General features: G+C 38.7%; 23 protein-coding genes and 1 pseudogene. 15 read left to right on the plus strand and 9 right to left on the minus strand.

Annotated elements, in window-relative coordinates; genetic code table 11:
- Positions 1-351 precede the first annotated feature (351 nt).
- The 3 genes from ACSLUH_RS03030 (at position 352) to ACSLUH_RS03040 (ending at position 5,497) form a co-directional block, all read left to right on the plus strand.
- On the plus strand, positions 352-2,628 hold the full coding sequence (locus tag ACSLUH_RS03030; protein ID WP_448564678.1) for a YgiQ family radical SAM protein: 2,277 nt from the start codon (positions 352-354) through the stop codon (positions 2,626-2,628).
- A gap of 378 nt (positions 2,629-3,006) precedes the next feature.
- Positions 3,007-4,599 carry an ABC-F family ATPase gene (locus ACSLUH_RS03035; protein WP_448564454.1) on the plus strand — a complete coding sequence of 531 codons (1,593 nt, stop codon included), beginning with the start codon at positions 3,007-3,009 and terminating at the stop codon, positions 4,597-4,599.
- A 52-nt stretch (positions 4,600-4,651) separates the two neighbouring features.
- Positions 4,652-5,497, plus strand: coding sequence for a 23S rRNA (adenine(2030)-N(6))-methyltransferase RlmJ (locus ACSLUH_RS03040; RefSeq protein WP_448564456.1), 846 nt, complete (start codon positions 4,652-4,654; stop codon positions 5,495-5,497).
- Between the two features lie 45 nt (positions 5,498-5,542).
- On the opposite strand, the gene ACSLUH_RS03045 is transcribed toward ACSLUH_RS03040, so the two are convergent.
- Positions 5,543-6,019 carry a DUF1203 domain-containing protein gene (locus tag ACSLUH_RS03045; RefSeq protein WP_448564458.1) on the minus strand — a complete coding sequence of 159 codons (477 nt, stop codon included), beginning with the start codon at positions 6,017-6,019 and terminating at the stop codon, positions 5,543-5,545.
- Between the two features lie 50 nt (positions 6,020-6,069).
- On the minus strand, positions 6,070-6,354 hold the full coding sequence (locus tag ACSLUH_RS03050; protein WP_448564460.1) for a hypothetical protein: 285 nt from the start codon (positions 6,352-6,354) through the stop codon (positions 6,070-6,072).
- Positions 6,355-6,549: 195 nt separating this feature from the next.
- On the opposite strand from ACSLUH_RS03050, the gene ACSLUH_RS03055 reads away from it, so the two are divergent.
- Positions 6,550-7,092 (plus strand): GNAT family N-acetyltransferase, encoded by a 543-nt coding sequence (locus tag ACSLUH_RS03055; RefSeq protein WP_448564462.1) that lies wholly within the window; start codon positions 6,550-6,552, stop codon positions 7,090-7,092.
- A 130-nt stretch (positions 7,093-7,222) separates the two neighbouring features.
- Here the strand turns inward: ACSLUH_RS03055 and ACSLUH_RS03060 are convergent, their stop codons facing one another.
- On the minus strand, positions 7,223-9,055 hold the full coding sequence (locus ACSLUH_RS03060; protein ID WP_448564464.1) for a PKD domain-containing protein: 1,833 nt from the start codon (positions 9,053-9,055) through the stop codon (positions 7,223-7,225).
- 365 nt (positions 9,056-9,420) lie between these two features.
- On the opposite strand from ACSLUH_RS03060, the gene ACSLUH_RS03065 reads away from it, so the two are divergent.
- Positions 9,421-10,320, plus strand: a complete 900-nt coding sequence (locus tag ACSLUH_RS03065; protein WP_448564466.1) for a LysR family transcriptional regulator — start codon at positions 9,421-9,423, stop codon at positions 10,318-10,320.
- A gap of 116 nt (positions 10,321-10,436) precedes the next feature.
- Here the strand turns inward: ACSLUH_RS03065 and ACSLUH_RS03070 are convergent, their stop codons facing one another.
- Entirely contained in the window at positions 10,437-10,844 is a 408-nt protein-coding gene (locus tag ACSLUH_RS03070) for an HvfA family oxazolone/thioamide-modified RiPP metallophore (protein ID WP_448564468.1), read from the minus strand.
- Positions 10,845-11,039: 195 nt separating this feature from the next.
- Here ACSLUH_RS03070 and ACSLUH_RS03075 point away from each other — a divergent pair.
- Positions 11,040-11,357 (plus strand): annotated as a pseudogene (locus tag ACSLUH_RS03075) (tRNA-dihydrouridine synthase); the annotation flags it as partial.
- An 85-nt stretch (positions 11,358-11,442) separates the two neighbouring features.
- Positions 11,443-12,219: a hypothetical protein gene (locus ACSLUH_RS03080; protein ID WP_448564470.1), complete on the plus strand. Its 777-nt coding sequence runs from the start codon at positions 11,443-11,445 to the stop codon at positions 12,217-12,219.
- Positions 12,220-12,295: 76 nt separating this feature from the next.
- On the opposite strand, the gene ACSLUH_RS03085 is transcribed toward ACSLUH_RS03080, so the two are convergent.
- A complete protein-coding gene (locus ACSLUH_RS03085; RefSeq protein WP_448564472.1) occupies positions 12,296-13,219 on the minus strand; it encodes a tRNA-dihydrouridine synthase in 924 nt (307 codons plus the stop codon).
- A 127-nt stretch (positions 13,220-13,346) separates the two neighbouring features.
- On the opposite strand from ACSLUH_RS03085, the gene ACSLUH_RS03090 reads away from it, so the two are divergent.
- The 5 genes from ACSLUH_RS03090 (at position 13,347) to ACSLUH_RS03110 (ending at position 16,640) form a co-directional block, all read left to right on the plus strand.
- Complete coding sequence (locus ACSLUH_RS03090; protein WP_448564474.1) at positions 13,347-14,090, plus strand: tRNA-dihydrouridine synthase; 744 nt, start codon at positions 13,347-13,349, stop codon at positions 14,088-14,090.
- Positions 14,091-14,222: 132 nt separating this feature from the next.
- Entirely contained in the window at positions 14,223-15,197 is a 975-nt protein-coding gene (locus ACSLUH_RS03095) for a methylenetetrahydrofolate reductase (protein WP_448564476.1), read from the plus strand.
- A 50-nt stretch (positions 15,198-15,247) separates the two neighbouring features.
- On the plus strand, positions 15,248-15,490 hold the full coding sequence (locus ACSLUH_RS03100) for a hypothetical protein (RefSeq protein ID WP_448564478.1): 243 nt from the start codon (positions 15,248-15,250) through the stop codon (positions 15,488-15,490).
- A gap of 29 nt (positions 15,491-15,519) precedes the next feature.
- Positions 15,520-15,705: a hypothetical protein gene (locus ACSLUH_RS03105; protein ID WP_448564480.1), complete on the plus strand. Its 186-nt coding sequence runs from the start codon at positions 15,520-15,522 to the stop codon at positions 15,703-15,705.
- 275 nt (positions 15,706-15,980) lie between these two features.
- The gene (locus ACSLUH_RS03110; RefSeq protein ID WP_448564482.1) at positions 15,981-16,640 is read left to right on the plus strand and encodes a hypothetical protein; all 660 of its coding nucleotides are present in this window, start codon (positions 15,981-15,983) and stop codon (positions 16,638-16,640) included.
- Between the two features lie 219 nt (positions 16,641-16,859).
- Here ACSLUH_RS03110 and ACSLUH_RS03115 read toward each other — a convergent pair whose 3' ends face one another.
- The 3 genes from ACSLUH_RS03115 to ACSLUH_RS03125 all read right to left on the minus strand — a co-directional run bounded on the left by ACSLUH_RS03115 (position 16,860) and on the right by ACSLUH_RS03125 (position 18,742).
- Positions 16,860-17,018: a DUF2986 domain-containing protein gene (locus ACSLUH_RS03115; protein WP_448564484.1), complete on the minus strand. Its 159-nt coding sequence runs from the start codon at positions 17,016-17,018 to the stop codon at positions 16,860-16,862.
- Between the two features lie 195 nt (positions 17,019-17,213).
- Positions 17,214-18,230, minus strand: a complete 1,017-nt coding sequence (locus ACSLUH_RS03120) for an MJ1255/VC2487 family glycosyltransferase (protein WP_448564486.1) — start codon at positions 18,228-18,230, stop codon at positions 17,214-17,216.
- The gene (locus ACSLUH_RS03125; RefSeq protein ID WP_448564488.1) at positions 18,227-18,742 is read right to left on the minus strand and encodes a phosphatase PAP2 family protein; all 516 of its coding nucleotides are present in this window, start codon (positions 18,740-18,742) and stop codon (positions 18,227-18,229) included. The genes ACSLUH_RS03120 and ACSLUH_RS03125 overlap by 4 nt, the downstream gene beginning before the upstream one ends.
- Before the next feature lie 84 nt (positions 18,743-18,826).
- Here ACSLUH_RS03125 and ACSLUH_RS03130 point away from each other — a divergent pair, with 84 nt between their 5' ends.
- The 3 genes from ACSLUH_RS03130 (at position 18,827) to ACSLUH_RS03140 (ending at position 23,258) form a co-directional block, all read left to right on the plus strand.
- Positions 18,827-19,642: a polyphosphate kinase 2 family protein gene (locus ACSLUH_RS03130; RefSeq protein WP_448564490.1), complete on the plus strand. Its 816-nt coding sequence runs from the start codon at positions 18,827-18,829 to the stop codon at positions 19,640-19,642.
- Positions 19,643-19,786: 144 nt separating this feature from the next.
- A complete protein-coding gene (locus ACSLUH_RS03135) occupies positions 19,787-21,805 on the plus strand; it encodes a TonB-dependent receptor plug domain-containing protein (protein ID WP_448564492.1) in 2,019 nt (672 codons plus the stop codon).
- 148 nt (positions 21,806-21,953) lie between these two features.
- Positions 21,954-23,258, plus strand: a complete 1,305-nt coding sequence (locus tag ACSLUH_RS03140; RefSeq protein ID WP_448564494.1) for a substrate-binding periplasmic protein — start codon at positions 21,954-21,956, stop codon at positions 23,256-23,258.
- Between the two features lie 131 nt (positions 23,259-23,389).
- On the opposite strand, the gene ACSLUH_RS03145 is transcribed toward ACSLUH_RS03140, so the two are convergent.
- Positions 23,390-23,797 carry a hypothetical protein gene (locus ACSLUH_RS03145; RefSeq protein ID WP_448564496.1) on the minus strand — a complete coding sequence of 136 codons (408 nt, stop codon included), beginning with the start codon at positions 23,795-23,797 and terminating at the stop codon, positions 23,390-23,392.
- Positions 23,798-23,885: the final 88 nt, after the last annotated feature.

Raw genomic sequence — 23,885 nt, forward strand, 5'->3', positions numbered from 1 at the left:
TGTAACTAAATGAAACCTTCTTAGCTTCAATCATTTAGTTATTTTTCATTGCGTTGAGTGCGTTACGCTGTCAAGAAGGCTTTTTAATACCAATTGAATGACATGTTTGACCATTCAGAAAGAATTAACAGGCTTAGCGGCAAGGCATTGATTGCAGATAATAGTAATTCTCGGCAACTGCGTCCTGTGTTGCTCTAATGGCCCACATTTTTATGGAAACCTTGTCAACATCAATAACGATGTATATAAGCCTTTTCACTCATTCGTGCACCTTGATAATCGCAAAGATCCACTCGCGCTATAAATGTGCTATTATACGCCCCCGAAATATTGTCAGAGATACCTAAGATTTTGCCAACATCACCAAATTACCTCAGTGCCGAAACCGATTTATTTGCTTTCCCTAAATATTGGGCCGAATGTTATGGCGTTGCTCCTTTTCTGCCGACATCACGTCAAGAAATGGATGAATTGGGCTGGGATAGCTGCGACATTATCTTAGTGACTGGTGATGCTTATGTAGACCACCCTAGTTTTGGGATGGCTGTTATTGGACGGATGTTGGAAGCGCAAGGCTTTCGTGTTGGTATTATTGCACAACCAGACTGGCACACTAAAAACGATTTTATGAGCTTAGGAAAACCTAACTTATACTATGGCGTGACAGCGGGCAATATGGATTCAATGATTAATCGTTATACTGCGGAAAAAAGAATTCGCCATGACGATGCCTATACACCAAACAATGAAGGTGGTAAAAGACCTGACCGCGCAGTATTAGTTTACTCGCAGCGTTGTAAAGAAGCATACAACGATGTCCCCGTGATTATTGGTGGTATCGAGGCGAGCTTAAGGCGTATAGCCCATTATGACTATTGGTCTGAGAAAGTACGTCGTTCAGTATTATTTGATGCTAAAGCTGATTTGCTCATTTATGGGAATGCAGAACGGCCATTAGTTGAAATCAGTCATCGCCTCGCTAAAGGTGAAGCGATTGATCAAATAACCGATATTCGCGGTAGTGCATTTATTAGCAAGCAACCCTTACCAGGTTGGCAAGGTATTGATTCTAGAAACATCGATAAGCCAGGAAAAATAGATCCAATTCCAAGCCCTTATCAAGAAATAGATCAAAGCTGTCAAAGCAATGCTTCGCCGTCAGATATTGCGCAAAAAACTGATGATGCCTCTGACATCACCAAAACACCACAAGCAATAAGTATTGCTGATTATCGAAATAAAACGTGGCAAAACAAAACCAAGCCTTGGTTGACAACTTACATCAACTTACCAACCTATGAACAAGTAAAAGACAATAAAATGCTATATGCGCATGCTTCGCGCATCTTTCATCAAGAAGTCAACCCTGGTTCAGCAAAGCCTTTGGTTCAAAAACATGGCGACAGAATTATTTGGCTTAACCCGCCAGCATACCCGCTAACGGAATCAGAAATGGATGGTGTTTTTGGCTTACCTTATCAGCGTGTGCCGCACCCAAAATATCAAGGCGCGAAGATCCCTGCCTATGAGATGATTAAAACCTCCATTAACATTATGCGTGGCTGTTTTGGAGGTTGCACATTTTGTTCGATCACCGAACATGAAGGACGTATTATTCAGAGCCGCTCTGAAGATTCGATTATCGAAGAGATAGAAGATATTAAAGCCAAAGTACCAGGCTTTACTGGCGTAATTAGTGATCTTGGCGGCCCAACAGCTAACATGTACCAGTTACGCTGCAAAAGCCCGAAAGCTGAAGCAACGTGCCGAAAACCATCTTGTGTTTGGCCAACCATATGCGGTCACTTAGACACAGATCATACACCAACGATTAATTTATACCGTCGTGCTCGCCAAGTTAAAGGCATCAAGAAAGTATTAATAGCCTCTGGTGTTCGCTATGATTTAGCCATTGAAGATCCTAATTATGTGAAAGAATTGGCAAGTCACCATGTTGGTGGCTATTTAAAAATCGCGCCTGAGCATACTGAAGATGGCCCACTGAGCAAAATGATGAAGCCAGGAATGGGCAGTTACCATAAGTTTAAAGAATTATTTGATCATTACTCAAAACAAGCCGGTAAGAAGCAGTACTTAATTCCTTACTTTATTTCTGCGCACCCAGGCACGACTGATATGGACATGGTCAATCTAGCGTTATGGCTTAAAGAAAATAATTTTAAACTCGATCAAGTGCAAAACTTTTACCCATCGCCACTGGCGAATGCGACAACGCTTTATCATACCGAAATCGATTCATTAAAAAACGTCAAAAGAAACAGCGCTTCGGTGACGGTGCCTAAAGGTGGTCGCCAACGTCGTTTACATAAAGCGATTTTGCGTTATCACGATCCAGCCAATTGGCCGTTGATAAGAGAAGCATTAACCAAAATGGGCTTAGCACGGAAACTTATTGGCACCAAACCAGGGTGTTTAGTGCCTCCAGAAAGCAAAGCTGAACTCAATTACCAACACTACAAGAAAAAAGGGAAAGGTAAAAATAACGCCAGTGGCATGAAAAAAGGTGAAGGACTTAAACGCCAAAAAGATGCTAACAAGGGCAAACCAGGATTGACTCGCTTTAGCGACAACCAATTTACGCAGCGAAAGCCAAAAGCGAAGCACTAGGTTTTGTTGAACTTTGTTTGTTTTTTATGCAATAGGCTATTTTTTAATAGTAACAAAGCAGCGTGAGTGAAGTTTGGTTATTCCAAATGAACGAATGCTAATGCCGTTAGTATTAAAAATAGTCATTGCCCCAAGGGCTGAGGCTAAAATGACACTACTCTGCGTTAAAACCTCATCGTTTAGCTCACTAAACTTCATCGCTTTTGCCTTGATTACCGTCACTTTATCGCTCAGCATAAATTTTAAACAAAGATCAACAGACCCTAGTAAAGCGTCGCGATATATCAAACGGTTCAACTCTATTTTCGTTAAATATTTATCAACTCGCGCGATGATCAGGTATAATCGCGCGCAAATTTTATAAAGGTCATTTTATTCATGCTAAGTGCAAACAATATCACTCAACAATTTGGTGCTAAGCCACTTTTTGAAAATATCTCTCAAAAGTTTGGTGGCGGTAATCGCTACGGATTAATTGGTGCCAACGGCTGTGGTAAATCAACTTTTATGAAAATCCTAGGTAAAGATCTAGAACCCACCTCAGGAAACATAAGTTTAGACCCAAATGAACGTATCGGTAAACTGCGCCAAGATCAATTTGCTTTCGAACAATATTCTGTTGTCGATACCGTTATCATGGGACATACTGAACTATGGGCAGTAAAAGAAGAGCGTGACCGTATCTATGCACTGCCAGAAATGAGTGAAGAAGATGGCATGCGTGTTGGCGATCTAGAATCACAGTATGCTGAAATGGATGGCTACAGCGCAGAAAGCCGAGCTGGCGAATTGTTGATGGGAGTTGGTATTCCCGTTGAACAACATTACGGTAAAATGAGTGAAATTGCTCCCGGTTGGAAGTTACGAGTATTACTCGCCCAAGCGTTATTTTCAGATCCCGATATTTTATTGCTCGATGAGCCAACCAACAACTTAGATATTCACACTATTCAGTGGCTTGAAGAAACCTTGAACGACCGTGACTCAACCATGATTATTATTTCTCATGACCGTCACTTTTTAAATAGTGTTTGTACACACATGGCGGATCTTGATTACGGCGAGTTGCGTGTTTATCCAGGTAACTATGATGAGTATATGCTTGCAGCGACTCAAGCACGAGCTCGTTTAATCTCAGATAATGCAAAGAAAAAAGCACAAATTGGTGAACTTCAAGCATTCGTTGCTCGCTTCTCGGCAAATGCTTCTAAAGCAAAACAAGCAACCTCTCGCGCCAAGCAAATTGAAAAAATTCAATTAGAAGAAGTCAAAGCATCTAGCCGAGTAAACCCGTTTATTCGCTTTGAACAAGAGAAAAAGCTATTTAGAAATGCGCTAGAAATAGAAAATTTAACCAAACACTTTGATGACAATAAAGTGCTAAATGATATGTCGATGATCATTGAGGTGGGTGAAAAGGTTGCCATCATTGGTGAAAACGGTATCGGTAAAACCACGTTTTTAAGAACGCTATTAGGAGAGGATGGTTACGAGCCAAGTTCTGGCACTTTTTCATGGTCTGAAAACGTTAATATCGGTTACTACGCACAAGATCATGCACATGAATTTGAGCAAGATATGAGCTTATTCGAATGGATGAGCCAGTGGCGTCAACCAGAAGATGACGATCAAGCAGTTCGCGGTTATTTAGGTCGACTGCTATTTTCAGCAGACGACATTAAAAAGTCAGTAAAAGTACTTTCCGGTGGTGAGCAAGGTCGAATGCTATTTGGTAAAATCATGATGCAGCGCCCAAATATATTAATTATGGATGAACCAACTAACCATATGGATATGGAATCAATTGAATCACTCAATATGGCAATGGAAAAGTTTGAAGGTACAATACTTTTTGTCAGCCATGATAGAGAATTTGTTTCTAGTTTAGCAACGCGAATCATCGAACTAAAAGATAACAGTTATGTAGATTTCGCTGGCGGTTATGAAGAATATCTCACTTCATTAAAATAAATTTTCACATACCACGCGCAAGCGTGGTATTTTTTTGCGATTAGGAAAGCTCATGTTAAGTTACCGACACGCCTTTCACGCTGGCAACTTTGCCGACGTCTTAAAACATAGTGTATTAGTTTCTATACTTAACTATATGCACAAAAAAGACAAAGGGTTTGCCTATATAGATACCCATGCTGGCGCTGGTATGTATCAGTTACAGGAGTCTTATGCCCAAAAAACTGGCGAGTATAAAGACGGAATCGAAAAGCTGTTAAATCATGATAATTGGCCAGAGCTATTAGCCCCCTACTGCGAATTAATAAACCAGTTAAACGTAAACAGCTTAACGTTATACCCCGGCTCACCTGGCATTGCCAAGTCCTTACTAAGAAGGCAAGATTCAAGTCATTTGTTTGAACTTCATCCAACGGATATTGAGCACTTACGGGCATTTTGCCAAAACTGGCGTAAGGCGAGCATTGATCAACAAGATGGCTATCAAGGTTTGCTAAAGCGACTGCCACCAGTTACAAGGCGTGGCGTTGTACTAATGGATCCTCCTTACGAGATTAAGGAAGATTATCAAAAGGCAGTTACCACCTTAATAGCAGCACATAAAAAGTTTGCCACTGGTACCTACATTCTTTGGTACCCTGTTGTTAAACGCACCTTAGTTGATGAAATGGAGGAAAAGTTTACCGCAAGTGGCATCAGAAACATTCTAAAAGCTGAACTCTGTTTACATGCTGATAGCGATGAATATGGAATGACTGGTACAGGATTGTTTATTATCAATCCTCCTTGGTTATTGAAAGATGAACTTACCCAAGCATTACCCTATTTGCTAAAATGTTTAGCGAAAAGTAAAGACGATGGCGCTTTCTATACGCTCAAGCAACTTGTTGAAGAGTAGCTAAGGCTATCATAAATTCAACCAACCAAGTTTTGATGATAAAGATTAATTGGCACGGCATACTGCACAACAAAAACATCCAGGACTAGCATAATGAAGGTGTAAATAAGAAACACTGGGGTTTGCAAATTGCTTTTTTAATTGGCTTTCTAGCGCTGTTCCTTCGCAGATATCGTGCGCTATCATTATGTTTCTAGTGTCATAAGCCCTAATTGAAAGTAATCGATGAAGAAGCATCCTCGGTACTTCATTCACTTCAAATTTTGCCGTTTCAGCTGATTCTCTTACTAAAATAGTCCCCACAGCTTTATAGGCTGATTCAACATCATGGTGCCAATAAGGCAAAAAGAGAACCTTCTCACCAACTTTGGCATCTACCATCGAAACTCTGCATGGATACCCTGGCTCTTCATCTACAGTCATCCACTTAGCCTGATGCTTGGCAAGCTCCTGCTCATCCAAAAGGAGCAAAGCATTAAAATTTTGCTTTTCAATTGCAATAAACTGAAAATCAGAATTCATTTATGTTAAATCCTTAATATTTATATTGTCGAATCGACATTAAAACATGCTCAACCGAGCTGTTCTTGATTTGCCCAGCGCTCTTGCACATCTTCAATCACGGTGACCGCTACTTCCATCCCGTCAACGGTCCACGTTTGATTCAACTCGTTAAAGAGCACTCGCGCAATTAATGTTTTTATTGAGTTATCATCATAACTGACGATCATATTGCAGATATGGTTGTGAACTTGCTGATAATCAGGAATGGCAACATGAACAGGTTTTACTTCCCGCCCAGTGAGGGTTCTACGTTTATACCAATCTTTCTCTATTATTTTGAACATCCTTGCCATAATACTTTCCTTCTCTCTTGCCTAAACAAAACTATAGCATCATATCAGAATAATAACTAACCCCTACGGAGGTTTTAACTAAGCTAATGAAAAATAAATTAAAGTTGTTCGCCCCAACAATACGCCATATAGTAAAATCACGTAAATTTTTCTTTTACTCACCAGAGACTATTACCAAAGGAGATAAAGCCACATATGGTAAATAAAGTAACCGCAGAGCACCTGTCGTTTAGCAGCGAAAGACTTATCGCCGAGCCTTTTACCCTTGATGACTGGCATTATTTCCGAGCACTTCACACTGATGAATTAATGCAATTTATTGGGTCTATGCAAACAACAGATGAAATACGCGAAAGATTTGAGCAACGAGTAAAACCTTGGACTGGTGAAGAGCACCACTGGCTAACGTTTAAACTGTTTACTAAAGTGAGTAAAGAGTTTATCGGCAGCGTTGGTTTTAAAATAGAAGATTTAGCATGTGAACGTGCCGAGTTAGGCTATATAATTTTATCAGACTTTCATGGCAAAGGTTATGTCACTGAAGCGTTAAAGGCACTTGTTGAACAACTATTTAATCAGTTCAAAATACGAAAAATTATTGCGCGTTGTGCCCCCGAAAATATCGGTAGCTGGAAAGTCATGGAAAAAATTGGTATGGAAAGAGAAGCTCATTTTAAGCAACACCATAAAACAAATGAGACTTGGTTTGATGAGGTTGTTTACGGTTTAGTCAAATAACGTGGCTAGTTACCGTTTGGATAGAAAAAGCATTATGCCATGATTGAGGGCATAGAAGCGCTATAGTCATCAATGACTATAGCGCTTCTAACAACCTTCTCAGGCATATAAGAAAGGCTGTATATAGAAATTATTCAGAAACGATAATTACAAACTGCCACGGCACAAGACTGTCTTGAAAACCATCGTTAGCGGTAACCGTCAAGGTATACCAACCCGGATCATATGCAATGAACTCTGTTGTTGATTGACGTGGCGTGCTTAAATCCGCCTGTGTACCTTCCTCTTGCTCAATAATTTGCCAATGATAACTCAGCGCTTGGCCTTCAGGATCTGTAGCTGATGCCTCTAACGTGGTAGATTCATTCACTTTTAATTTCTGACGGTAAACGACATTCGTAATAGGTGGAGCGTGATTTTGACGAGCGGTAATAACCACAGTTTCTGTATTCGATAACAATTGATCATCTGACACTGCTAATGATACCAGATAATCTCCCTGAGCATCTAAATACAGCTCTGGGGTTAATGTTGTATCGTTTGCTAGTTCAGCCGTGCTGCCATCAGGTCGAGAAGCTAAGCGCCATTGATAAGATAACTGGTCGTTTTCATTATCCATTACAGTCGCTGAAAAAGTAACCATTTCACCCTGCATTGGGGTTTGCTTATCAGCACGAATACTTACAACTACTGGTGCCGTATTAGCATTAGTGACTGATAGTGTCGTTGTTGCAGAGCTATCAGCAACTCCGTCACTTACAACTAAAGACACTGAATATTCACCAACCATATCAGGCAAAAACTCGGTTTGTTCAGCTGCCGCATCACTAAAGCTATAATTGGCACCATTGGGTGCTTGAACAACAGACCACCGATAAGTCAAGACATCATTATCAGGATCATTACTCTGTTCGGCAGATAATTCGAATGCTTGCCCTAAACGTTTAGAGATATTATCAACACTTACCCTAGCCAATGGTGGCGTATTTTGTGTAGGCGAAGTGGCGGTTACTGTATACGTTGTTTCCGCTTGATTATCCTCTGCGTCGATCAGCAAAAGTTTAATTTGAAACTCGCCAGCTTTATCGGCGATAAACTCAGTTAATACGCCTTCAGTTGACGTTAGCTGAGCTTCGCTTTGCTCTGGACGACTCACCATTTGCCAAGAAAAGCTTGTCTGACTCACCGTGATACTTGATTCTGCGCTAAGCTTGACAGTGTCATGCTGCTTTACTTGCGAACTGCCCGTAATAATCGCTTCCACATCAACACTAGATTGTTCTTCAACCAAGACAGCCAATGTTGTTGAATTGGTGGCTTGGCTATCATCTTCAACAGTCAGCTTAACTTGATAGCTGCCAGAATATTGCGTAAAAAACTTAAAATTTTCAGAGGCGTTATCACTATATTCAACCGCAAAACTATCATTTTCACTTGTTACCTCCCATAAATAGCGCGAGATCTCGCCATCTTCATCGCTACTGCCTGCGCCAGAAAGCTCAATCCAAGCATTAGTGCGGGGCGAAGTGGTTATGAGCGTAATATTCGCTATCGGAAGGCTGTTTTCACTAACGATTTTTTGAATAACTGAAACTTTTTGGCTGGCGGTGTGACTTTTACCTTTACTGTTATTCACCGTAAGATTCACTGTATAATCACCCTTTTCAGCAACACTAAACGTTACGGTTTCGCTTGATGCTCCAGTTAACTCGATGACTTCACCATGAGGATCAGTAATTTGCCAATTAAAGCTAAGTGTTTCTTGATTAGGATCTGTACTTTTTTCTGCACTTAGGGTGACGGTATCGCCAATGTAGTATAGATCTTCCTCTATGCTGATAACCGCTTTAGGTGGGAGAATGGTTTGTTCTGTTGGCGGGGCGGTATCATTCTGACTCCCTCCTCCACATGCAAACAAACCAAAATTCATTAAGACTAAAAACAAAAATTTTTCAAATTTCATATACACTCCTTGTATGTGTTAATTGTGCTTTTGTATTATTTCAGAGAAAAACAAACAATACAACATTGACACAAATAATTAATAATAAATTAACAATTATTGAACTCGCCAGTTCAACAGTTCCCCTAAAAACCAATTATCTGGTAGGTTAAGTTTAACAATTTCTGAACGCTCAGGAGAAAACTTCCCACCATGACATAGCAAAGAAAACAATAATAAAAATATGCTCGTAAATGTCTGTACAATTAGCATCAATACCTCGCTTAACACATTGGTTGATATAAATAACTTCTTTTAAGAGCTTTTATTATTGAACTATTATAAAGTCCCATAAAGAGTCAAACTTGAAGAATATAAGTTCCACTATGGAATCAATAAATAAAGATATAGCGTATCTTCTTGAAGTTTTTTGTCATGTTGTCGAACAGAAAAGCTTTGTGAAAGCTGGAAGCGTGATGGGAATTCAAGGCCCTGCAATTAGTAAAGCCATTATACGTTTAGAGAAAATATTAAATCAGCGTTTGTTGCAACGTTCAACTCGCGTAGTCGTTGTTACCGATGTCGGTCAAGCTTTGTACCAAGAGAGCATAAAACAACTGAACGCGTTAAATAATATGCTTGAAACGATAACCTCTGTGGAGCAAAAAATTAGTGGTATTATTCGGCTCAGCGCCACACCAACAGTAGGTGAATACTTGTGTCAATTTGTTTTACCTGATTTTTATCAGTTACATCCTGAGCTTAAGGTATCAATGACCTTGACAAACGACATGGTTAGTCTTCCCTCACAAAACATCGATATTACATTTAGAAGTAGTGTTCGCATAGACGATTCCACTTCAACCAGTCAGCATTTATTTGATTTAAAACGCGTTTTAGCTGCCTCTCCTGGTTATTTAGCGAAATACTCACTCATAAAAAACCCCGAACAGTTAAAACATCACGCTTGTTTACATTTTTCTCATCAAGAGCCTCTTGATGTTTGGACCTATCAGCGCGATGAAATCACGTCCAGTATCAAAACAAATAGCATATTAAGTTGCAACAGTTATCAGGCTTTAAAGGAAGCCTGCCTTCAAAGTGTCGGCATTGCCCGTTTATTTGCATTTCAAGTTGATGAAGAATTAGCGCAAGGTAGAGTGCAACATGTTTTAGAAGATTACACGTGGGGAGAACAACAAATTCATGCGGTTTATCACGGTAAGGTGCATGAATCGCCTAAAATTAACGCGCTAGTTTCCTTTATAAAGTCGCAAGATATTTAGTAATTTAGGCTGAGACAGAATTCTGAACGTCTTCGATCAAACACAAAAAAATCCGTGCCATTGCACGGATTTTATCTTTTGGAGTTTAGGATAAATCTAAACCAATAAGCTAACGACTATTCACCGCACTTTTTAGATTTTTCTTTGCCTTCGCCACATTTGCCTTTGGCTTTACCTTTGCCTTCGCCACATTTCCCTTCGCCACACTTACCTTTGGCTTTACCTTTGCCTTCGCCGCATTTTCCTTCGCCACATTTGCCTTTGGCTTTACCTTTGCCTTCACCACATTTCCCTTCGCCACACTTGCCTTTAGCTTTACCTTTGCCTTCACCGCATTTGTCTTTATGTTCTTTTTTCCCTTCACCACACTTACCACCGTGATCATCACCTTGAGCAGTTATCGTGACTAAATCTTGCGCCGCAAACGGATTTGACTCTGCTTTAGCTGCTGAACTAAATACTGCTGATAATGCAAAAAGACTTAGTAACGCCGCTAAAGAAGATTTTTTTATAATATTCATCATGTTTTCCTTTTTAATTTTAAATATAATTACAGCTTCTTATAAAATAGCTAAAGAGATTGACCAAGGCCAGTAAAAATAAATTTCACAAGAAAATTGTTTTTTTAATTCTATCAATCACACCATCTATAACTTAAAGCGCTTTATAGGGTTATTTTCAACACCTCTGTTTATTTATCTAAGGTACAATCAACAACAATGAACAATCAGATAACCGTAAATAAAGTCATATTAGCGCCAATGGAAGGCGTAGCTGATGGACTGATGCGCGAGCTTTTAACGTCAATAAACAGTTACGATTTTTGTATTACCGAGTTTGTTCGCGTGGTGGATCGTATTGTTCCAACGCATACCTTTGATAAAATTTGCCCAGAATTAAAAAACAAAGGCTTCACCAGCAACGGTACGCCGATAAGAGTGCAACTGTTAGGGCAAGATCCAACATGGATGGCAGAAAATGCCGTCAAAGCAGTAAATTTAGGTTCTCACGGAATTGATATTAACTTTGGGTGCCCAGACGATAAAAACTGTCAACGTATAGTTGTGTAACGGAATCAAAATTAATAACATCTAATAAAACAAGCTTATTAATGGAATGTCTTTGTCTGCTTTTAGATTTAACAAATTAGTCGTTATTCAATCATTAGAAAATGAAAAACCCACTGGTAGGCTTTTAGTTGATCAAATTGAGATATGGTGTGCAAAAAGCAATAGAGATATCCCTTTTAGTTATAACGAATTTAGTAAAGCATCTGACGTCCTAAAGTTTCTACAAGAATTAATAATTGAATGCTCTTCGAAAGACATCATCCCAATATTGCATATAGAGTGTCACGGTAATAAAAAAGGACTAGTCCTGAGTTCAGGAGATCTTATAAAGTGGGATTTATTATCTCAACAAGTTCGTCAACTTAATTTAGCTACAAATTCAAATCTTCTAATTGTCTTGGCAGCCTGCCACGGAGGCTATTTTGCACAATGTATAGATATATTTGATAGAGCACCATTTTGGGGGTTGATTGGAGTGATTAATACAATAGATGCCTCTCACCTATTAAATAGTTTAACTAACTTTTATCAAGCCTTATTTGAGAGTGCTGAATTAGTCGAACTATTTAATGCGCTTAATTACTCTTCAAAGTATGAAAATTTACAGCTGTATACCGCCGAATGGATTTTTAGCAAATTGTACTTGTATTTAATCAACAACAAGGAATATCTAACCCAAAATAAAAACACCTTAAGAAAAATTGAATTTCTTAATAATCGAGAAATTTTTGAAATGACTATTAAGCACTTTTTCTTATTAGATATTCATCCTCAGAATACGGATAAAATTTCTGTATCTTATAACAAGATTGTAAGAAATCTATTATGACAATGTATTCAACCACAGGGATATTGAACCTCCACAATGGGAGTTTAATCAGCGCAACAAACTTTTGAAAACCCATCTATGTCAAATATTGCAATATCTCACTAGTTTTCCTCAACTTTCGAATATCCATAAAAATATCGTCAGCCTCTGAGTAATTTAATTTCAAGTATCTAAACCATTGTTTAATTCTATTAGGAAAATAGTTACTTTTTTCACTTTTTAATTCTAAATTACTATAAACAGCAATAAGTTCTTTAGTCATTCTCCATGAATAAGGCTCGATATCATATTTAATAGTGCTTGCGAGATTTGGTAACGCCAATGCCCCCCTACCTAGCATAATGTTTTCACAGTCTGATTCTTTTTGGCATTTTAACGCATCTTCTCTAGACCAAATTTCTCCATTTGCAGTAACTGGTATTGATATCGTTGATTTAACCTTTTTAATCCAATTCCAATGCGCGGGTGGTTTGTAGCCCTCTATCTTAGTTCGAGCGTGAATAATCAACTCATTGGCTCCTGCTTCAGCTACAGCCATTGCATTTTCGACTGCTAAACTCTTATCTTCGTACCCTAGCCTGATTTTTGCAGTGACTGTAGTATCATTAGGGAGTGCCTCTCTTACGGCTTTAACTACTTGATAAACTGAATTGGGATCCTTTAACATTATAGAACCACCATTACTTTTATTAACAGTTGGAGCGGGACAGCCAAAATTAATATCCAATCCTCTAGAGCCTAACTCAATAGCTCGTAGTGCATTTTCAGCCATCCAATTGGGATTTTGACCTAATAATTGTACCCTGACTGGAACCCCTGAATTAGTGTAACCATTATTTTTAAGTTCGGGACAAATTCTATAAAAAACTTTCTTCGGAAGAAGGTGATCTACAACTCGAACAAATTCTGTTACACACAGGTCATATCCGCCTATTTCCGTTAACAGTTCTCTCATTAAGTAATCTAGAACTCCTTCCATAGGAGCAAGAACAATTTTCATAATCTAACTAAGCAAAATAAATTTTTTGTAGGTCATTTGTGCACAAACACTCTATTTGAAAGGACAAGTCTTAGCAAAGTGCTATTTTATAATTGAAAAAGCCCTTTACTTTAGTAAAGGGCTTTGGTTGAACACCGAGGATCAATTCAATGAACAACAAATTGATACTATTTGCTTTAGCATATCAAGTCAACCTGATTTGAGCATTGACTGTTTTAGACCCGGGTGCCCGGCAAAAACCGTTAATAAAAGTAAAGGCGGTGCGGTTTTATTAAAGAGCCCCGATGAGATTTTCAACATTGTTAGCGAAGTTAGAAATGCCCTACCTGCTGATGTTATAGTCTCGGCAAAAATACGCTTGGGCTTTGAAGACTCATCTCAACTAGATGAAATTGTTAGTGCGATTACCAGTGCAAATGCAACACAGTTAACCATTCATGCCAGAACAAAAACGGATGGTTATCGTCCACCTGCATATTGGCATCTAATCGGTCAGATCACACAAAAATACGCCATTGAAACCTTTGCCAACGGGGAAATATGGACCAGTACACATGCTAAGCAGTGTATGCAGGAGGCGAATACTCATAACTTGATGCTAGGTCGTGGAGCATTAGCAATGCCTAACCTTGCTAATGTCATTAAGAAAGACCACCCACCAATGACTTGGCCAGAGTTATCAAAACTAATTAAACGTTTTGCAGAGCTTGAATTGCAAGGAGATAAAAGTTTTTATTTTTCAAGTCGCGTGAAACAATGGTTGCGCTACCTTAAATTAATGTTTAACGAAGCGGATGTGTTATTCAATGACATTAAAACCAAAAAAAATAAAGATGAGATTATCAGCGCCATTGAGCAACTTAAACACTAAGGTATAATGTATAACCTTTTCCGTTCATCTATCTATAATTAAGTACAAGAAATTATTAAACAATATCCCCTTTAACCCAACGAAAATGATAGTATACTGCGACATTGACTATCTATTGATTAAAGCACTACCGTGAACGATTATTCAGAGCTCAGAGCGAGATATAATGACACCAATCGAGGTGTTTACTTTATTGGCACAACACCGCCTAAAAGCGATACCCCTTTAGAGCAAGTTGAAACGATTGCTGATAAGCTTTTACAACGTGTAAGCGACATTGATTTTGACGGCTTAATTGTCTACGACATTCAAGATGAAAACTCTCGAACGCAAAAACCGAGACCATTTCCCTTTAAATCAACACATGATCCTCGCCTCTATGCGAAATTGCTCAATGACAAATCTCATCGCCCAGTCATTACCTATAAAAGTGTTGTGCAATCTGATAGCGATGCCTTTGATGTATGGGCAAATGAGGCATGGCAAGATTACAATATTCGAGAAGTCGTACTTGTCGGCAGCCCTTCGAAGAACAATGACATTTCACTACCACTTGACGACGCGTATCGAACCTTACTGAATAACCAGCATGACTATTTTATTGGTGGGGTTACTATCGCAGAGCGTCATGCGAGTAAAGGTAATGAGCACCAACGTTTAATTGATAAGCACAAACAAGGCTGCAATTTTTTTGTATCTCAAGCGATTTACGATCCGCAAGCGACCATCGATATGTTGACGCGTTACGCGATTGAATGCAAAAAACAAAACCTTAAACCACAACGCATCATTCTAACTTTTTCACCTTGCGGTAGTGAGAAAACCCTGGAATTTATCGAATGGCTTGGTGTTAGCGTGCCAGAAGCAACCAGTTTACGCATTTTAAACGCCGATAAACCTTTATTTGAATCCATTCGAATTTGTCACAACAGTTTAGTACAGATACTCGATGCCGTTTTACCTTATCAATTGCCATTAGGATTAAACATCGAAAGTCTGACCAACCGAAAAGAAGAAATCGACGGTTCGATACTGCTCTATAAATTGCTGCGCTCAACAATGGATAATGCGTTAGCGAAATTTGAACTGAATCACTTGATTCGTTAGGTTGAAATCGCCTAATCTGAACAAGTTAATCATTTACAGGAGATAATTTGATGACAGGTACTACAATGGTCGTGTTGATTGTGCTGATATCAGTTGGCTTTGGTGTCATGTACGACATGTACAAAAAACATCTAGAATTTAAGGAGCGTACGATAAATGCGAACCACAAAACGGTTGAACAAAATTCAGTACTAAAAAAGCAAGTCTCTGATCTTGAAGAACGGGTAAAGGTTCTAGAGAAAATTGTTACTGATGAAGGTTATCAAGTACAACAAGAAATCAACAAACTTTAGTACGTATTAGTATTATCATGAAGCTTATTATGAGAACTGAGTTTGATAACCTCAGGCTTAATGATGAACATGGTGTAGAAGTAGATAGTAATGGTGATAAGCAGATTGTCAAAGTGTATGCTGGAGACTTGTTAATCGCCAAAAAAGTTACACAAAAAAAATCTATTCGCTACTTTGGTGTCAAAGGTTATCAACAATACTTAACCGAACAATAACTAAAGAAATGCCTACTAGAATGTAAAGGGTGTCACAGCTAACGACTAAAGTTATATGACTTAACTTTGCATTCACTTTAGCTAACCTGAGTTATTCAATAGGCGACCTTAACGCACTCCCAATACTAAACCTAACCTTACCTTTCTAAATCTAAATGGCGTAGTTTTCTATTAGAAATTATCACTCCGATAATAAATTTTAAAAAAGTTTCAAACTATTTACGCCGACAGCCCTACTTAAAGAATAACTTCGCATGAAAATTAAAGGGTATGCTATGAAGACACTTATTCAATCTAAAACATTTATCGGTGCATTAACCGCTGTTTCAATTTCTTTTGTGAGTGCATGGGGTATCGCCACCGCACATGACGCTCATTTGGGTTTTAATCAAGATATTGCTGGCATTGCCAGTGCACCATTTATCCAGTCTGGATTTTACTCTGATCGTGATGGTTACATCATTACCGTCACTCACGAAGACGACCTAGATAAAAAGCATTACTTGGTCAATGGTGTCAGCTTTTACTGGAAGGATTTAACCAAAGAACAACAACAACAGCTATCGGTTTACGAAAAAGAACTTTCGCAAATAGAGGACTACTTTCAAGATAAAGATGGTGAGTTTGCGAAATTAATGCAAGAAGTTGATCAAAAAGCAGCAGCGATCGAAGAGCAAATGAAGCACCTCGAGGACATGAAGTTTACCCTCGATTCAAAAGAAGTAACACTAAGAGATCTTGAAAAAATCGGCGAACAAATTTCAAAAAAAATGGAAGGTTTTGAGTTAGCGCTTGAGAAGAAAAACCTTGATTTATCATCATTAGAACAAGCTTTAGATAAGATGGAATTGGAAAAGCTTGATGGTATTGATGATGTTGCTAAGGAATATGAGCAACTGTTACTTAACATTGCAGAACAAAGAAAAGCCCTGTAATGCTAGCTCCAGCAGCTAAAGTTAGCTTAACTGATTAAGCTTAACTAATTCAGCCTTAACCAATTCAACTTAACACGATAAAAGCCCCACACGGGGCTTTTTATTATGCCAACAGCAAATGAACTAATATGGTTAGAAATTTCAAAGAGCCCCTAAGCCGAATACGCTCTAAATATCATTCGCAGATTCTGCCGCCAACCTAAGCTCATGATATTAAACTTAAATTTCTGTACTTTCACCGTCCAATTTTGCTTGTTCGGCTAATCTTGCCCGTTCAGCTTTAGAAATGTATCTCGGTTTATTGCTTTTATGTAACTTCGCATTGGCCTTTTTCTGCTTAGCCATTAAGGTGGTTTTTACTTTCTTTTTACGGTTCATGAATTCTACAGACCATCAATGCTATCAATGATGCACAAACAGATAATACCAATTGAATTAAAGTTTGACCATTCATCGAGAATAAAGGTAGTAGTATAATCTGAGTTAGCAGCATAAGAAATACAAATGACGATTGTTGTAAAACGTTGACTTTTTTTGATCGAAGGCTAGGCCAAAAAAGCAACTAAACTTTAATTACTTAAACCAAAGACTGTCGACTACCTGTTCAAGGGGGGCCTTACGTTCACTCGCTAACCACTCAACGATAGTTTTAGCAACATCTGGCATTGGCGTTGATTTGAGTAGCGCTTTTTCACTGAGCCAGTTATCTATTATCTTTTCATCAAGTGTTAACATCGTTTGCCCTAAACCAAGTGTTGATAGTGCTAACGCATTAGACTCTTGTTCCATCTGCCCTTTGATAGGTTTAGTCAATATCGGTACACCCAAGTGCATACATTCGCTATTGAGCTCAAAACCACTATTACAAATCACGCCATTAGCGCTAGATAAATCTCGCTTAAAACCTTTTAAGCAGGTTTTACGCAAAGCGACATTACCTTGTTGGTCATTGTCTAAATCTGGAGAATATTGAACAAATTGATGATGTGAAAATTGCTTTAAAATTGAGGTTACTTTTTGCTGATTCTCAAATGGTAAATACACCAAAACGATATCTCTGGTGTCGGCTGCCCTTAACTCAACATCGACAATCGGCGGCATAACATTGTTGTTAAACTTTGCCCAGTGCAAACCAATCGATTGCTGAGCAGGAGCAAAATATCGCATGATGCTTTTAGCAAGCCAAGACTCCCCTGTCATCGGCGTGTCTTCACCAAAGGCGTACTGATGACCAATGGCCAAACTAGGTTTGCTTGCACGTTTAGCAGCCCAAGCAGTAATTGGCTCAAAATCAGTAATCACTAAATCATAACGCTCGATATCCAATTGATAAATATCATTGATAAATTTGAAAATATTATTGCCCAGCGCTGTTTTAAGGTAGTTTATTTGCCCGTAGTTGGTTACAAAGGTTAAACCTTCTCGCCACAAATAATCACCAAAGACCTCCATTTCAAACAACTTATCGCGCGCTCTTCCTGAAAACAAATAGGTGACGTCAAATTGATGTTCGGCTAGATACTTCGCCATGACTCTGCCACGAGAAATATGACCATTGCCGGTCGCTTGTATGCCATACAGTATTTTCAAATGTTCACCACTAATCCAATCAATGTGCCCAACAAAGCGCCAGCTAAGGTATCTGATGGAAAATGCACACCAAGAATAACCCTAGAGCATGCGATAGAGATAGCCCAAATATAGATAGGCCAAGCGCTAACGCCGACAAATAGTATCACCAAACAAGCCAATAAAAATGCCGCCATCGTGTGACCTGACGGAAAGCTAAATTGATCAGAGGCTGTGATCACACTGGTAAAATCAGGAACAACTTCTGGTGGCCTTCGTCTTTTAAGTCGATTTTTTAGGGTAAAGTAAATCAATCGTTCAGCACTGAAGGCGACAATGGCGATGGTAAAAAACTTTTGACCATTGATTGGCGAATGTATTAAAAAAAGACAAGGGACTAAAACTTGCAGGTAGCCGTCTCCTGTTTTAGAAATTGCACGTACCAAGGTTAAAAATGTTGGGTAGTATCTAGACTTTCGACACCACAGCAGTAACCTAAGGTCGTACTGATAAATACTTTCTAACATGGTCATAAAGCCAAATTAACTTGCTTAAATGACAAATACGTGACAAAAAAAAGAAAGTTAAATGAACGAATATTAACCTAAGGTATACTAATGCGCTCTCCTTCTCCAATTAGACTTACTGATCATCAGCTCACATTAGAAAGTACCAAATTGTCGGAAAAAATTACCGATAAAAAAGCGTATCAGCTACAACTTGCTCAACTACAGATAGAAATGCTTAACCTCCAACAACATTGTTATCATCAAAAAAAGCGCGTCATCATTGTTCTTGAGGGATGGGATGCAAGTGGCAAAGGTGGGTTAATAAAACGCCTGACCGCTAAACTCGATCCGAGGGGCTATAGAGTTCACCCATTTGGCCCTCCTACCGCTCATGAGCAAGGCCGTCATTACTTGTATCGTTTTTACCAAGCATTACCCGTTCCTGGTAGTATCGCAATCTTCGATCGTTCTTACTACGGGCGAGTTCTGGTTGAACGGGTTAATCTACTAGCCAGTACCCATGAGTGGCAACGCGCCTACCAAGAAATTAACGAATTTGAGCGTATGCTTGCCGATGATGGCGTTTGTATTATTAAACTATTTCTGCATATTTCAGAGCAAGAACAATTACGCCGATTTAAACATCGCCTGATCGAACCCACCAAGCAATGGAAACTTACCGAAGATGACCTAATTAACCGTGAGCATCGCCAAGAATATTTAAGTGCGTTAAACGATATGTTTGAATTAACCTCTACAGCGCAATGTCCTTGGCAAATAATAGCCTTTGAAGATAAGTTGTCTGGACGTTTAAACGCGTTACAAGCCATTACACAACAAATGAAAAACACAATTGACTTATCAAAAACCATCAGCAATGAACAGTTTGTCGAAAAGGCAAGAAAAGCCTTGGGGCTCTGTTGAGCGCTTGCCACTTAGTTTTGATTTACAACCTTTAAACTATTGAAACAAATAATGCTGAGCGTAATCTTAATTATTGCAGCAAGTTACCAATAATTAACTAAACTTAAAACTAACGGCTTATCAACGTATCTGTATGGAGTGATAGTGCTTGAGCGCAATAATAACTATTTTCAGATAAAACTCAGACCTAAACTTTCTCATCAACTCTCCCTTCTGAGCCTTTATCTGTTTAGTGTATTTACACACGCAAATAATTCAGCACATGACCAATTATACGAATTAACGCTCGCAGAATTAATGGAGGTGCAAGTAACCACAGCCTCTAAATTTGAAGAGTCTGTTGAGCAATCCCACGCGAGTATTACCGTCATTAACGAATGGCAAATACAACAATTTGGGGCACACAATCTTTATGAGTTATTGGAAAGAATAGTCTCTGTTAATAGCAATTTTGGCGTACTAACCAGTATTACGACACGCGGCAGTCGCCCTTGGACATCACTTTTACAACACCTAGGCTTAATTAATGGTCGTCCTTTTGGAAATTTAAGTGGTGTACACAATCTTTACACTTCGGTCCCTATTTCTTCAATAGAGCGTATCGAATATGTTAGAGGTCCTGGCTCAGTGTTATACGGCACCAACGCCTATCATGGTGTGTTCAATATTATTACCAAGAAAGCGCAGACCAATGGTTGGCAAATTAATCAAGCAATCACGATGGGCAGTTTCGATACTCAAATTGTCGATGGAAGCTATCAATTTAAGCACGATGATTTATTAGTCGGTGCAAGTTTTCTTTATACCGATGTAAAAGGCTGGGATGCAGAAACATTTGATCCGTTTACGCAAGAATTTTATCACAGAGAGGCTTTTCAAAAAGAGCAAACCGTGCATTTTGAAGCTAGCTACAAAAACCTTTCCTTGAGCCATTATCACAATCAGCAAGAGCGATTTGCAAATTATTGGGATGCTGCAGAAGCAAATTATATACCTTGGTCAAAGCTTCACCCTATCAATGTAACGAATATCAGCTATCAACACCCTGTCGACGATACATTAAAGGTTGAGGGGCATTTTACGCTAATAAAAAAAACTATGGAATGGAGCAGCCAAGGCATAGCAGATGATATTGTTCGAATAAGATCACCTTTTAAAATAAGGTTATTCGAATTGAATTTATTTAAGCAAATAACTGCCCAAACGACATTGTTAACTGGTGCAACCTTTGAAAACCGTAAGATTTATGACGCCTCAACGATTCCTGACGCCAGTGAAGACTTTGCCAGTTTATATTTTCAGTATCAACATCAAGTTAATGCCAAACTGTCTTATTTGCTTGGTGGACAGTGGGTGAGATCTCTTAATCTTTGGGCTGATGCCGACAACCAATCACAATTTGTACCTCGCATCGGTTTAAGTTATGAATTTATCGACAATTGGACCGTAAAAGCTCGTATTGGTGAAGCGTATCGTCATCCAACCGCTGGTGAGCGGTCAATAGAAACCCCAGGTATTCAAAAAGGCTCTCCTGATTTACAGGCAGAGTCTATCACCACGAAGGAACTACAATTATTTTATCAAGCACAAGATAAGTATTTTTCACTGGTTTATTACAAGAGCAAAGAAGATAATTTAATCACGCTTGTGCCAACAAATGACCCTACCTTCCCGTTACAAAACAAGAATATTGGCAAAATAACATCTGAAGGGGTCGAGCTAGAGTTTAATTATAAGATCTCATCTCATTGGTATACTGAACTGTCTTCCTATTGGCAAACCAACAAAGATGAAAACCATATCAGCAACATAAACTTAGCCCCCAACTATGGCTGGAAGCTAGGCGTTGGTTATCAAAGCGAATCATGGCGAGTGGGCCTGTATAACCTGCATTACGCTAACTACCATGATACAAAACTATTTGATGCCTCAACAGAGTTGGTTAACCCTCAGGCAAAAGGCTACGACTGGCTATCGTTAAAGTTAACACGACAAATAAAAGGTGCGACCGAGAATGGACAATTACTTTTATCGTTAGAAATAAAAAACATATTAGATGAGCACGTTTATCAACCCAATGATACACCAGTTTTTTATCCTATCAATACCCTGCCCGCAAGAGAAGGAAGAGCTGCCTACTTAACACTTTCATATCGTTTATAAATACTGCTATTCCTGCGGATAATTATCTTATTTTCGCTAATAGCGATTTCAAAAACTACTACTTTTAAATCAATCATTCGCTCTCATTTATTTTTATTCATACTATAGTTATTAAGGTAACGTAAACTTGTTTCAAGGAAGCACAAACTTGCAACGCTTATTTATTCTTCTGTTAATTTCTTGGTCATGCTTATTACCGGCAAAACAGCCCAAAATATGGAAAATCACTTCGTTAGAGTGGCCGCCCTTTGCTGGTGAAAACCTTGAAGGACAAGGTATTGCAATAAGTACATTGAGAAGTCTGCTCTTAGAGCATAATGTCGAGCTAGTGGTTGAATTTATGCCATGGTCATTAGCACAACAAAAAGCAACTTTAAATGAGTATGTAGGCTATTACCCTGCCTGGCGATCCGAAATTGCACCAGGTTTTATTGCTAGCCAAGCGATAGTAAACTCCCAACTGGCATTAATGTCACTAAACAATGACATTAAAACAACTAACCTTGATGACCTTTTTACTCGCTTCAATATTGGTGTAGTCGACTCCTATACTTATCCAAGTGCTATCGATTACTTAATAAAATCATATACAAATAACATGATACTTTTTACCAGTGATCAAGAGATGTTACGTGGCCTTGAAAAAGGCAATATTGATATTGCTATTGCTGAGCCTAAGGTGTTTGAATATTTTGCCAAGCAATCAGGTACTCAATCTCCACAAGTCTTATTACAGTTTGAAAACCAACCTTTGGTCATCGCCTTAAGAGATCAAAAGGATAACAAGGCTGCCATCTCTATTCTTGAAATAGCGCTAACAGAAACGTCGTTAGAAAACGCCAAATATATAAAGCCCAAAAAATTACTCGCCAGCATGGTAAATGTTCCTGAAGCGCAAAAATTGGCTGATTTTTTTATCAAAGTCTACAACGATATAGGCATTACGCTTGAAGTTAGGACGGCACCTGCACGCCGAGGTTTATCCTTACTAAACGCAGGCATCGTCGATGCTGATATTGCGCGAATTGCCAACAACGTTAGAGCTTTTGAATCCATTAAAGTGGTTGAACCTGCTATAAGTGGTGTTTCTGCTACTTTACTTTGTCGCAAAGAAACCCCTTGTAATCGAGAAATACTAAATCAATCTTATAATACCATTGTCACTGGTTTAGGTGAGAAAGAAGCGCTTGATTTATTTGATATAAAAGCTCGACTAGTGTTTAACGAAAACATAGCAAACTCAATCGAGCTATTAAAGAATAAACGTACCAATTTCATTATCTACCCAACAACCGTGGCCAGCAGAAAACGGTTGTCTGAAGAGTTCAATGTAGTTGAATTAAGAAAATTAGCCATCAATCACGTTATTCATAAAAAACACAGCTCATTACTACCTGAGCTTGAACGAGCAATTGCCACTCGGCTAGATGAGCTAGATTTAGAAAATAATTAAATTCCGCTTGATGCTTAGGATTTAACAAACATTATGACTGACAGTTTTAATTGAAGGACTCAACCAAATCTGACGGTCCTAGATTTGCCAGAAGCGGACTTTCAGCGCCATAGTCTCTTGTTAGCTGCGAATTATATAATACCTTGCTCTGTACACCATTCTCGTAATGCTTCTTCAGTGTGCTTTGCTTCAAATTTATACCATTCTTCAATTTTACCTGCGCTCTCTAGTAAAGATTTGAACCTTGCATAGGCACCTTTACGATTAAAGATTGAACGTACTTTTTCATATTCTGTTGGCAAGTATTCTAGAGTAAAATCGAAAGCGAGATTATTGCCTAGGTTCAATTCATTTTTATGAGGGATGGCCAAATACTTTTCATCATTAATATCGTCTGGCAGTTCCTCTTCATTATCACCATACTCAGAATAAAAATATGTTTTTCCTGATTCTTTACAAATATACCCCTCATGAGCAAACGGAGAACCAAAATTAACTAGCTCAAATAGATCTAAAACATCGTTAAATTTAATATTCATGTCGACCTCTGATTGATTTCACTAAGCAGCTAGTGTCTGCTTAAAGGGCTAATGTACGTGTTGTGGCTGCTCGCTACCAACGTATATT

The sequence above is a fragment of the Thalassotalea ganghwensis genome (assembly GCF_053485795.1).